General features: G+C 43.5%; 5 protein-coding genes. 2 read left to right on the top strand and 3 right to left on the bottom strand.

The annotated features are described in order from the left end of the window. Window positions 1-79: 79 nt before the first annotated feature. From AC6R16_RS04905 to AC6R16_RS04895, 3 genes are all read right to left on the bottom strand, one after another. Window positions 80-589 carry a hypothetical protein gene (locus AC6R16_RS04905; RefSeq protein ID WP_500673764.1) on the bottom strand — a complete coding sequence of 170 codons (510 nt, stop codon included), beginning with the start codon at window positions 587-589 and terminating at the stop codon, window positions 80-82. Continuing rightward, window positions 586-4155, bottom strand: coding sequence for an RHS repeat domain-containing protein (locus AC6R16_RS04900; protein WP_500673763.1), 3570 nt, complete (start codon window positions 4153-4155; stop codon window positions 586-588). Before AC6R16_RS04900 ends, AC6R16_RS04905 begins: the two co-directional genes overlap by 4 nt. Window positions 4156-4256: 101 nt before the next feature. Beyond that, entirely contained in the window at window positions 4257-10523 is a 6267-nt protein-coding gene (locus tag AC6R16_RS04895) for a LamG-like jellyroll fold domain-containing protein (RefSeq protein ID WP_500673762.1), read from the bottom strand. Between the two features lie 464 nt (window positions 10524-10987). On the opposite strand from AC6R16_RS04895, the gene AC6R16_RS04890 reads away from it, so the two are divergent. Further along, the gene (locus tag AC6R16_RS04890; RefSeq protein WP_171323375.1) at window positions 10988-11233 is read left to right on the top strand and encodes a hypothetical protein; all 246 of its coding nucleotides are present in this window, start codon (window positions 10988-10990) and stop codon (window positions 11231-11233) included. Window positions 11234-11354: 121 nt separating this feature from the next. After that, window positions 11355-14111 carry an immune inhibitor A domain-containing protein gene (locus tag AC6R16_RS04885; RefSeq protein ID WP_500673761.1) on the top strand — a complete coding sequence of 919 codons (2757 nt, stop codon included), beginning with the start codon at window positions 11355-11357 and terminating at the stop codon, window positions 14109-14111. Window positions 14112-14168 lie beyond the last annotated feature (57 nt).

The following is a 14168-nucleotide window of genomic DNA, read 5'->3' as shown; positions in this document are numbered from 1 at the left end:
TGTTACTCGAAAAGAGCACAGTGTACTTATTTGGAGACAGAGTCTTTTGCCCTATAGCAAAAAGCAAGACCTGACCCCTTTATCTTGTTTTTCTTAAAGACAAGTATTCATCCTCTATTTTTACTTCAATTGAGCAATCATCAATGTTGGTTTTGATTAAAGGCATTGGATAATTAAATACTCCTTTATCGTCGACGACCATTAACGCATCAAAAGCATTCACATCAGAAAAGTAGTGAATTTTGGAACTATACTCAATTAAGTATATCTTTTTCCCCCGAATCTCTTCTTCTAGCTTAATCCACGATCGTTTCTCTTCCGGTATTTGACTCATATTCTTTCCAAATGCAATCGTAGCACCCAGAGTCTTATTATCTAAATACATAAATGCATAAGACCGTTCATTTTTCGAAAGCAATAGCCAATCACTCGATATTATATAGCAAGTGTCATCATCTAATATGACATCCTGACTAACTAACCTCTTTAATTTTAGAAATAAAACCTTACCCCTCCCATCATCCAAGCCAGAACTCAATAAATAACCAATTAAAATAAAGAAAGTTAAAGATATTAGTTTCTTATTCATAAAAGCTCTCCGACAACATACCCTGTAGCTAAATCAACTTGACTACCTGGCAGAGGTCCCGTCACGCTTGTACCTGGTACAGATTTTGCTGCGTTGTAAGTAGCTGAAGCTGCTTTCTTGTATTGGCTCTGCATATCATCATAGAAGTCATCACAGTACTGCTTAGCCTTCTCTCCACTGCATGATTTATCGAACATGCAATCAATAGCTTTTTGCCGACTATCTCTAGCTGAGCTTCCATAATCCATCGCATCAATGCCGTCTTGACCTGCATCCAGCATGCCATCCAGAATTCCATACGCACCAGCAGTCGCTAATATAGCTATCACCGGATACAAATAGCGCCCATCCGGATCTACATACCCTAACGGGTCACCATTCACATATGCGTAGAGGTTAATCCCGCCTTGCTCTTGTAGTGGATCGCGGTTAAGCCAACGGCCTAAGTTGGGCATGTAAAAGCGATAACCAAAGTAAACTATACCACTGGTAAAATCGCTGCGTTTGGTCGACATGCCAAACGGCTGTAGAGCGAAATCACCGCCACTTACTTGACCGTAAGGCGAATAACCTCGCTGACTGAGTCTTTCTCCGGCCTGGTCAAACACACCATAGACATGACCAAGATGGTTAGTCATGTAGTAAGTATTTTGCTGGCTCTGCTGACGCATTAATAAGCCAGCGACACCGCCTTTTCTATCTGGTCGCCATACATTGTTTGCTAATACGTTGTTTTCGCTGTCACGCTCTTGAAGCTCAATAAGACCTAAGCGAACAAAACGTTTCTCTGCGGTTTTAATATTGTTTTCAAAGCGCTGGTACACTCTTAGAAAATGATCGTGACCATATTCAAAGCGCTCCTCAACCTGAGCGCCATTTTTCTCGAAACGAATCTCGGTCAGTCTGTTTTCAGCGTCATAGTCTGCGAAAAATGGAGTCTCACCTGATAATAAGCCTTGACTTAAATTCCCGTCTGCATCGTAAATAAAAGCCTTGCTATCACCATCCCACGAGGAAATCTGGTTAAGCGAATTGTACGTGGCTTGTACTTGTGGTCTCTCTAGAGGAAGTAACTCGCTAGACTCTAATTGGGTGAGTTTACCTGCAACGTCAAAACCGAAAACAAAGTTACCGACAGTCTTCTCACCTTTTCGATACTCCAATTTGGAGATATCACCAATGTCGTCAAAACTTAATACCTGTTCCATACCGTTGGGGTACGTCAAACGACTGGCTACATTTTGCGGTGTATCGTCGTAAGTGAGTTCAAACACTTGCTCTAACGCTGATACACTGGTCAAACGCCCAAATGTATCGTACTGATACTTGCCAAAGTTAAGACCGTTTAACGTGACTGCTGAAAAACGGTTGAGCTTATCAAACTCTAGCTCTATGGTATCGTCCTGCCACGGGCCATCGATACGCTTAAGTCGACCATCGGGATAATAGTGATAACCCGTCGTACCTTGAGCATCAGATACTGAGCTCAATCGGCCCAATGTGTCGTATTGGTAGGAAACCTCAGGCGTCGCATCACTGTAACTGACGCGAGTCAGTTGTTTTTTGTCGTTGTAATGAAACGACTTGGTGATGCCACGGGCGTTAGTTGTACTGCGAACATAACCTTGCTGATAGTCGTGTGTGATTTCACTACCATCGGCATAACGCTTGGTTGTCAGCTGGCCAACCGAGTTGTATTCAAATTCGGTTTTGTTTTGATTGGCGTCGATTAACACTTCAATACGCCCAGAAGCATCACGCTCTATTCGTGTCACACCTTGCATAGGATCAACGATAGCAACCAGTTGCTTGGCTGAATTATACTGATATTGGTAAGCTCGACCTCCCGGAAGAGTTTCGCTCTCTAAAAGGCGAGGACAACTCCCATAAACAATCTCTGTATCACGAGAACCCTCTTCGCTGACATGAGTGAGTTGGTTAATTCGGTCATAACGGTACTGTGTGGCTTTACCATGTATATCAGTAACTTGGGTTACACGCCCTAGCTCATCATATTGATATGAAGCCAACGCTTTACCCTGACTAACAATCGATTCGAGTCGCCCAGATGAGTAACTAAAGTCGACAACATTACCGTCAGCATCCGTTACTTGCAATAACTGCCCTTGGTCGTTGTATTTGTAGCGAGTTTTAGCTCCGTTTAAATTAGTAGCACCAATCAGTAAGTTAGTTTGGCTGTATTCAAAACCCTTTTCGCCTGTCGGCGTAACCGCTTTAATTAAGTTTTGACGATCATCGTAAACATAAATCGTACTGTTATTAAGCGTATCAATAAACTCCACGACTTTACCAAACGAGTTGTTGCGATACTTGACGGAATTACCATCTGAATAAACAGTTTTGGATAGATTACGATTTTGGTCGTATTCGAAACGAGTCCATGTGCCATCCGGGCTAGTAACCTGTTGAACGCGAGAATAACCTTTGGAGTACCGCTGATAATCGTAAACAGTTTTGGGAACGTCAGGCTGACTATTGTTGACATTGACATCTACGTAATCGACGTAGTGCTGTGGCGAAACGTACCACGCTTTACCGGTTTGCGAATTGTAAAAAAACTCTTCTTTGAAACCCAAGGGGTTCACGACCGTCATTCGACTACTCATCCCCATCGGGTCGCCAAACGCAGGATACTCGTCAATTCGACTAGAGTCTGGTTTCCCGAGTTCAACGATGAACTTTGTTGTTCCTTTGGCATCCGTTAACGATGAGATTATCCCCATATCATCGTAAGTAATCTGCGCTGAGTACCCTTGCATGTCCTCTAGCGAGATTAGCTCACCTTTCTGGTTGTAATCGAAATGAGCTTTATAGCCTGTTGGACCTGTCACTGAGACAACTTGCTTGGCCTGGTTATAACTAAGAGTAAGGGTTTGATCTAGTGCGTTAGTCACACTCATTAGCTGGTTGTCTTGGTAGGCAAACTTAAGCCCGTTACCACTTTGATCGACCACAGAACTTAATCGGTAGTCGCCATTTTTAACCTGAGTAAACGTTTTGTAGCTACCATCAACATATGTTGCTTTGATCACGTCTTCTTCAACACTCAGACGAGGCAATAGTGTCGCTTCTCCCGAGAGCAGCGACTGCGAGTTCAAGATATAGTTGGTTCCGACTTGTTGGTATTCATCGACACGTCCAGTACCTGACACCAGTACTAATGAACTGGAATCTTTTGGTTTAGAAACGTAATCAGCGTAACTGTGTTTCCAACGCGACCCTACCGAGCTTTGTTTGTCTTCTTTTCCTAGTGCATTGTAGGTAAGGGTAAACTCAATACTTGGCCCGTAAGCTGAATCTATCCATATTGGCGTATCTTGAACGACTAGGTTGAGGTTGTTGAAATCAAAATGCCAAATCGGCGCGCCTCTTGAGGTATAACAATCTTCTTCGTTGTTACTAGTCCCACCACGATGAGAGTGACTTTTCTGGTAAGCACTGTCAGATACCCCTAACGGTCCTGTAGGTGGTTCCATTGCTGGCGCGCATGATTGAAGTAGCGCAAGAACGACAATAGCAAGCGCGACAAAAATAGCCAAAAGCATCAATATTTCCTTAATTGGATTGGTTACTTGTTGTTTTTAAAAGGGAACAGTTCCAGTTTAGTTGCTTATGTTTAGGTGGTGTGTACCCCCTACGACTCACTTTAATTGCTCTCTTGAGAGCAGGGAGAAGTTGCACCTTTTAGCTCTTCCGCATCAGAGCGTCCATCCCCATCAGTATCTGAATTATGAAAATCTGTGCAGATATGATTTTCAACAAAATCCGGAATGGAATCCCCGTCAGAGTCTTGAACTTGGAGGCTTTCGATATGAGTCTCCCCTAAGAGCAGTAGATCATACTCATCCCTAGCTATATTCTTGACCCAATTACCTTTTATAGAACTAAAATTGTACATCGCATGCAAATCTTCAGCGCCCTTATCAGGTGTTAAGGCCATATAAGTCTTTATCTCATTATCGGAGAGCGCTTTATCCCAAATCTGCACGTTGTCTATAAAACCGTTAAAGTAATCAGAACCCTGACCTTGTTTATTCAATGCACCTAACCACAATGCATGGTTAAAAGGTTCCGTGATGCTTGACCATGCACGAGGATTTTTAGTTATAAGTACCCCGTTAATAAATAACTTTATCTGCTCATCACTTATTACCAACGCGAGATGGTTCCACTCATCGACAGAATATTCTGGTTCGTTAAAAGAATAACCACTTGTTCTATCTTCGCCCCAAGCAAACTTTCTCTGCGCATACTGGACACCGGCATAATAATGTTGCTCGCTGTTTTCGCTTACACCTGACAGCTGAGAATCTAAACCGTCTGATTTAAACCAGTACATAAAGGTGGAGTTGTTGCTTTTGGGGAAGAAAGGAGTGATCGCATAACCTTTGCTAAGCGATAAACTTCCGGACTCCACCGATGTCTCAGGCAAATGTGCCGTTTGTGTTTTCCGGTATTCATCCCAATTGGAGATGCCGTTGCCATTGCTGTCGAAGTTGGCATCTGCAATTAAGCCGTCACTGCCATGAGAACGTTCAAAATCGTCAGTTAGGCCATCATTATCACTGTCAGGATCACAAGGGTTGGTAATAAGAATAAATGGTTTACCCACTGACAGTTCATCACCATCACTGATCCCGTCACCATCGCTATCAGCGGATAAACCATCAGTACAAAATGCCAACTCTAATCGGTCAACCAACCCATCACCATCACTGTCTTCGTCGCTCGGTTCCGCTACTAAGTGGGCACCATGAGTTAATTTTAGATCGTATTCACCTGTAGCCAGATTCATGACCCAATCGCCTTTTGACTGAGTAAAGTCGTACCATGCTGCTAGGCCTTCATCACTAGGCGCCGGCGCGGTAAACATATACTGATAGATTTCCGAAGGACTGATTGCGCGATTCCAAATACCAACATTGTCGACCAAGCCCTCCATATACTCCTTTGCTATACCATTATCGTTTACAGCACCAATATAGGTCGCCCATGCATTAGACAACTCTGCTCTATGTGGATATTTTTCATCCACCTTTAGGCCATTGACATAGAGCTGGGTCTTACCACTGTTTGAAAGAATTAGAGTTAGATGAACCCAACCATTCTCAGATAGATTTCGAGGCTCAAACCTCTGACTATGCTTGTCGCCGAACGTCACATCACCATGAGAAAAACCTAGCTTGTGCGTGTCCATGTTTCCCAGCCACTGCTGGCCCTTTGCCTGATACTGCCCCCAGAACATTAACGTCATATCGTGGGAGTCAAAAAAGTGATTACTAATCGCGTAGCCACTATTATCACTAAGTTGTAAAGCGCGTTTTGCATTCATCTGAGACGCTTGAGGCAGCTCTTTGACTTGTGAGTTTGCATAAGCTTGCCAATTGTTTTGCTCGTCTGCCGAATTAGCCATACGCCCAGAGTCCGCGATTAAGGGATTAGTCTGGTGCTCAAGTTCAAAACTATCAGGAATATTGTCGAGGTCGGTATCTACCAAGCAGGGGTCAGTAATCGTTGAGTAGTTTGAGTTTACGCCATACTCTTGCCCATCTAACAAGCCATCTCCATCGGTGTCAGATCGTGTAGCATCTAAGCAACTGGCTATTTCTAACTTGTCATCCAGACCATCCTTATCTAAATCAACAACTGGACGCTCTGCTGAAATTTTCGCGCCGTGAACAAGTTTCAGATCGTAAAGGTTTGTCACCTCATTCTTAACCCAACCATTTTTAGTGTGGTCAAAGCGATACAGCCATTCCAAGGTACTGTCTGACTCAGGATTCGGCGGCGTGATCATAAAGCGGCGGACTTCTTCACGAGTGAGTTCACGTTTCCACTTTATGACGTTATCCAGTTTGCCATTCATATGACGCCCAGCCAGCCCTTCTAAATTGGCCGCGCCTAAGTACAAAGGGTAACCAATCGTTTCTAGAGTGCTCTTACGTAGCAGTGCTTGCTGCCCATTGACATAAAGCGTTGTGAACTCACTGCCAATAGTCAATGCGATATGGTTCCACTGCTCATTAACTAATTCATGGTGATAAGCTATCTCGCTATAGCTACCGGTTCTATACAACGTACCATACATACTATGACCCAACGCAAATGACGAGCTATTGCTCACATCTGTCACCCCAGAGAGCGAATGATCGTAAACAAAAAGTTTTTCATTGGGTTTATACCAAAACATAATTGTGACTGGGTCTGTTGTCGGGTAGTAACCTGTAATGGCATACCCTTCTGAACCTTCGACGTCTAAAACTCCAGGTTCGTTTTGCTCACTGACCGATTGAAACTCATCACTTCGGTTAAGTTCTTCTATAAAGCGTTCCCAATGTGTCTGCTGACCTTGAGCATCAACAATATGACCATCGGCTAATGCTGGATTCATGCTATTGATAACTTCAAACGCATCGTCGATGCCATCATTATCGGTATCTGAGGTGCATGGATCTGTCGTCACTTTTTGACCGTTGATAATCACACCAACATTGATTTCTTGCCCGTCATTCAGACCATCGCCATCGCTGTCACTTTTCTCAGGGTCTGTACAATAGGTGGTTTCAAACTCGTCACTCAATCCATCTCTATCGCTATCGCTAGATTGCTCCGATTCAATAATATGCGCTCCTTTAACCAACTTAAGATCATAGGTATCAGTCGCTGCATTTTTTACCCAACTACCTAGGTACTGGGAAAAGTCATACCAAGCAACTAAGCTTTTGTCGCTTTTCTCGGGACGCTTGCGCATATAGTTGATTATGTCCTGCTGAGAAAGTGGCTTGCTCCAAAGTTGAATATCATCTATCTGACCACTTTGGTGAAACGAGTCTTCGCCAAGATAATTGACCGCACCAAACCACATAGCGTAGGTCGAAGCTGCGTCGCTACCTAAATAGTCGTTAATGCTAACCACTTGTTCTAGCTGGCCATTAACATAGAGTTTTTTGGTGTTATCAGAGATAACCAACGATATATGCGTCCAGATATCATTTTTTACTGTAGCGCTAGTTTCTAATTTCTGACCCCAAGAGCGAGCAAAGGGCTTGTTGAGTTTGTCGATACCTAAATAGTGTCCTCTATAGGTATCTTTCTTTACGCCACTGTACTGCGCCAAATCTGACTTATCAGGTTTAATCCAATACATTAAGGTCGCTTGCTGTTGGTACTTGTCAAACGAGATACCCGAAACCGCATAACCTAGGTTACCCGATACGTTAAGCTCGCCACTAACGCTTTCAACCGTTTGGCCTTGGGTCAATAGTTGTTCTTTACGACGAGTCGCATAGAATTGCCAATTAGTGATGTTTCTCTGCGGCGACACTTGGTTAACATCATGGAGAGTTGGGTCAAACCCATGTTCTTGTTCAAACTTATCGTCAATACCATCATTGTCGGTATCTATCGAACAGGGGTTGGTCGATTTTAATCCGTTGGCTGGCACGAGCTCTTGTCTATCCGGTAGGCCATCGTTATCTGTATCCGGCTGATTAGGATCAAGGCATAGTCCCGACTCAAAGGCATCCGAGAGCCCGTCGCCATCACTATCTTTTACTAGTTCAGCAGGCTTCAACCGTGTCTTATCCGTCAACTTCAAGTCAAATTTAGCACTCGCTTTGTTGTAAACCCACGCTCCACGAGACCTAGCAAAGTCATAATAAGCGACTAATCCTTCCTCTTTCCCCTCCGGAGGCTCGGTCATATAGCGGCGAATTTGGTGTTGAGCTAACGAGTGATTCCAAAGCTGAACATCATCGATTACACCATTCATATAGTGCTTTGGCTCACTTGATGCATTCAGGGCACCAACCCATAAAGCAAGGGTCTCTTCTCGATTGAACCAAGACGGTACGGTACCGCTGTAGGCCAACTCGCCATTTAAGTAAACTTGAAAATGGTTAGTAGCGGAGTTCCAGCTCAAAGAAAAATGCTGCCAATGATTTGGGACAATTGACTTACTGTTGTAAACAGAAAAAGCACTGGAGAACGTATTATACTTGCCTTCGATTGCCCTATCTCTATCTATTCCCAATGCGAGTTTATGCCGACCTGAGCCCGAAAAACCAGAATATTGCTCTGATAGCATCTTAGGTTTGAACCAATACATTAACGTGAAGTCTTCACGGTTATTCGTATGTCCGGTAATGGCATAGGCCTGATTGTCCGTTACGTCAAAATGCCTGTCTTGGACAATAACATCAAGATTGCTATCAACACTTTCCGAATGCGATACATAACCTTGCCAATACGTTTCTCCTGTCTCAGAGTCAAGTTTCAGAACATCATTTACCGATGGATTCATTCCCAACTTATATTCGTAGTCATCTGGAATACCATCATTGTCACTATCCACTTGACAGGCATTGGATATAGCGCCGATTCGGGATTCAATACCAAATTCTTCACCGTCGGAAACCCCATCGCCGTCGCTGTCGGGATTATCGCTATTAGTACACAGAGCCTGTTCAAATGTATCGGCGAGTCCATCGCTGTCTGTATCGAGATAGTCTTCTTCTGCTGACAGCTCTGCACCTGCCGCAAGTTTCAAGTCAAACTTGTTCGTTACTTTATTTTGAACCCATTCGCCGCGGCTGTGATTAAAATCGTAATAAGCAATCAAATTGGGATTGGTTATGCTGGTGAGAGTAAACATACTCTTTACAACATCTTGATGCGACAGTGCTATATTCCAAACACTGAGGTTATCAACTATTCCTTCGATACTTTCCGGTTTCCAAGCTCGTTTATGGTGCCGAGTACCGAACCAAAGCGCATACTGGCTCGCTTGCTTGAAGGTTATCCCTTCTAGGGTATCTTTCAACTGACCGTTGATGTATAGCTCAGCTTTACGATTGGCGTAAGTCATTGCAAAGTGGGTCCATTGCTCGGCTGCGATAATTTCTCCTTTGAGCATCCTCGATTTGTTGCCAACCCCGAAGCTTATCTGGTTACTCTCATTAATTCCTAGATAAAATCGGCGATCATTATCGTCATGACTACCCATGGTTTGTTTAGTGTCGCTATGAGAGTACTTAATCCAATACGTTAAACTCAACGCTTCTTCATTGGGCACAATACCTGAAATGGCGTAGCCATCACTTTGGCGTACATCGAGCACTCGTGGTTTAGAAATCACCTCGACTTGCTGCTGTTGATGTTTTTGCGCAATCCAATCTACATATCCCAACCAAGCGTCACCACGGAAGCTGTCTACCACCATGGGATCGGTTCCCACTTTTACTTCGTAGGCATCTTCGATTCCGTCGAAATCACCATCTTGAAGACAAGGGAAAGAGGTCGTTACGATTGATTCGCCAAAGCGTATTTCTTGGTTGTCAGCAAGACCATCGCCATCGCTATCGGAGTGTTGAGAAGAGGTGCAGAGGCTCTCTTCAATATGATCGGGGAGCAGATCACTATCACTATCTAATGCAGAGAACGTACTATTATTACTGGCACTGCTTATGCCATGACCATTGTTCGCAATGACTTTCCAGTATCTGGGCTGGCTATCTACAATATGATTCAACTCGACCATTATCTGAGTGTCTTTGATACCCGTTTTAAACTGCTTGAGATTCGATTGGTCTTTTCCAAACCACAAGTCATAAGAGGCAGCACCGGTGACGGCTTCCCATGAGAACAAGACAGGCTGACTGAAATTGAATACCGCCCCATCGACGGGTGCATTTAGAACAGGGCTACTTAATCGCGAACCATCGTAACCATGTAAGATACTTAAACGATTTCCCAGAGCATCTAGGTTGTGATAGTTACTCTCACCAGTCCCCTTTTCACTCACCAACTGTCCGCGCAAGTTGTATCGATACTCAATTTGGTTTGCACTGGTATTAAAACAGAAGGTTGCCGAAAAAATAAGGCAAAGTCTCAGGAAGACACTTAATTCACGCACAAGGTTTGACCAATAGGGGAAATGACAAGGATTGATGGTATTAAATCTATCGACAATAATGAAATAAACTAGCTTTATGTGGCTATAAGCCTTTCTTATACCCCTAAAATCAAAGCGTATAATTTACAGTACGAATGCAACTTCAAACTTTTAAATATTTGTGTTTCAAAATTTAGACAAAATAACTAAGTAAAGTCTAATTCACTAATTTAATGCACACTAATATCCCCCCCCCTAGATATATGGTCCGAATCTGTTCTGTAAATATGTAACTTACATATTTACCAGTTATTTATTCCTTTCAATAGAATATATATACGATTAATTTGTTAATAGAGCCTTTATTTTATATTCACTTTTTATGTTGATAAGAAGACATAGACCCACCAATGAGATCCCACACAGTTACATTTGGGTTAAATTAATTATATTTTGTTACAAAACACAGCGTTATAAATAATAATATGAAATCAGTCAGTGGGTTATTAATTCTAGTTTGTTCATCCGCAATCTCAGGCGGCATTGATGACGAGCGACTGCTAGAATCACTTATCAAACAAGGTATAATTTGTGAAGACCAAAGCGAAATTGAAAAGCAAGAGTCATTACAAATATATCTCTCTCAGAAATTTTCTAAAACCTCAAAGCAATCCCATAAAGAAGATCCTTCTGACAAAAAAAGTACCGACTGTATTTCAGCAAAAGAATAACGATACTCCCGTTAGCTAATATCTCGCACCAAACTTTAGGTGCTCGATTATTGGTGCTAACAGCGTCGTTGTGTCTGCTATTTGGCAGATTGTTGGCAATAAAAATTAATAAGGAAATATAATGAAAATGATGAGGAAATCACTGTTGGCATCAGCAGTGTTCACTCTATTTAGCACAAGTGGTAACGCTCAGACTCCGATCGATCTGGGTGTCATTAATGAAGACAAAGTCATTGAAATGCTTGTTGCCCAAGGGAAACTTAATCCCGATGCTTCTATAGAAGAGCGTCAAATAGCGCTAGATAAGTTTATCGATGGAAAACTAAACCGAGGATTTAAGGGCGACGCGCAATTTGGCAAGAAAGCGTTGGAACAACGTGCCAAAATCCTTAAGTCAATTGAGTTTGATAAAGGCTTGCGAAGAGCTCACGTCTTTTCGTTCGATGCTAACAACAAAAGAACGGACAAAGTTTTAGCCGTATTGGTGGACTTTCCGGATTTACCTTGGGATGAAAATAGGCTCACGAAAGAGCATACAGAAATGCTCTATGACCGATACGAGCCAAGCCACTATCAAGAGCTTCTGTTCTCTGATAGCGGCTACACTGGGCCAAATGGTGAGAATTTCATTTCGATGCGCCAGTATTACGAACAAGAATCTGGTGATAGCTACAGTGTTTCTGGTCAAGCCGCTGGTTGGTATCGGGCCAAAAATAATGCCTCGTTTTATGGAGGTAACTCCCCTACTACAGACAATGACCAAAATGCGCAGGAGTTGGTTCGTGAAGCACTTAACCAACTTGCGAATGACCCAACCATTAATCTAGCCGACTATGACATTGAAGATCGCTATGACTACGACGGTGATGGCAACTTCCGCGAACCCGATGGTGTAATCGATCATTTGATGGTTTTCCATGCGTCAGTGGGCGAAGAAGCTGGTGGTGGTGTACTCGGAGCCGATGCGATATGGTCTCACCGATACAATCTAGGTAAGTATCACGTCTTGTCTGGTACTTCTAGCACCGTACCTGGTCGATTCAACGGACAATACGCCGCATTTGACTATACGATTCAGCCTATCGACGCTGCTGCTGGTGTTTGCGCACATGAGTACGGTCACGATTTGGGATTACCAGATGAGTACGATACTCAATACACAGGTAAAGGAGAGCCTGTTTCGTATTGGTCTATCATGTCTTCAGGCAGCTGGGCAGGTAAAATTGGCGGCACACAACCAACCGCATTCAGCTCTTGGGCTAAACAGTTCCTTCAGGCTTCTATTGGCGGTCGTTGGGTGGCCAATGATGTGGTAACTCTAAGTGATCTCGAGAATAAGCCACTTGAAATCAAGCTGCATCAAACAATTGACAACGACAAACCCAACATGGTTCGCGTTGACCTGCCTCTTAAACGTACTGCAGGACTTGCACCTTTTGAAGGCAAATTCGGCTTCCATAGCGGTAAAGGTGACGATCTTAAAAACAGCATGGAACGAAAAGTAACGTTGCCAGCTGCTTCCAAAATCACGCTAACTTTTAAAGCTTGGTATCAGATTGAAAAGGACTACGACTTTGCCCGTGTGCTTATCAACGGCCAACCGATTGCAGGCAATATCACAACAAATGAAGATCCTAACAGCACAGGTTTAGTTCCTGCTATCGCTGGCGACTCGAAAGGCTGGGTTGACGCTGAATTCGATCTCACACAATGGGCCGGACAACAAGTTAACCTTGGTTTCGACTACGTGACGGATGGTGGCCTAGCGATGGAAGGTCTTCATGTAGACAACATTGCTTTAGATGTTGATGGCACACTTTCTTCTCTCGACAACGCAGAATCACAATCTACTTTCACCCTTAATGGATACCGTTTAAATGATGGCTTCAATGAAGCCCCGCACTACTATCTACTCCAGTGGCGTAGCCATGCAGACGTGGATGAAGGGCTCAAGAACATCAAACGTTTCGGCCAGATGATGTCTTTTGAGCCAGGACTGATCGTTTGGTACGTTGATGAGTCGATGACAGACAATGCGGTAGGTAAACACCCGGGTGAAGGCTGGCTTGGCGTTGTCGATGCTGACCAAAATGCAATGGTTTGGGATAAATCAGGTACAGCAGCACAGACCCGCTATCAAGTTCGCGACGCGGCATTCTCACTTCAAGACCAAGCCACTATGCGACTTGTAAATGCTGATGGAGATGTACTGGAAGATGTCAGCCTAATTGCCAACAGTTCATTTTCGGATGACCAAGATTATTCCAACCCAGGGGCACCTGATTCAGGTCGTTTGTTGACTGAATTTGGTGTAGCCATTGAAGTTATCGAGCAAGATCCTTCAAACAAATACGGTGTGATTAAACTTTCAAAAGTTCAGCAACCTAATCTACCCCCTGTTTCGATCTTTGAGCTTACAGTAAACGGTCTCGATGTTACTGCATTGAACTCTAGTGTTGACTCAGATGGTGAGATCTCTGCTTACCTATGGGAGTTTGGTAACGGCGAAACCAGTACAGACGCAGCCCCTAAATGGCAGTATTCGGACTCTGGCTCTTACACTGTTTCACTTACGGTTACTGACAACCATGGTGCTAGCCACACAAGTAGTCAAACAGTAGAAGTGGTTGCTCCAAATGTGTTGCCTGTTGCTAACGCGAAATACATTCACCTCGGCCGTTGGGTAACCATGTGGTCAACAAGCCACGACCCTGATGGTCGTATCGTTGACACTGAGTGGGTTTTACCAAATGGTAAAGTCAAACGTGGACGTATTTTTACTAAGATTTTCCCGAGCTATGGAAAACATGAAGTGAAAATGACCGTTATGGATGATAGCGGAAGTAAAACCACGAAAACCATTGTCGTCGATCTTTAATAACCGACTTGTTTCTCCCTATTCCCATACTTCCATGTGAAGTTTTGCGCGGCTCTC

The organism is Vibrio sp. R10-SG3-ISO10, from assembly GCF_059834185.1.
This window is presented reverse-complemented; position numbering and strand designations above follow the sequence as displayed.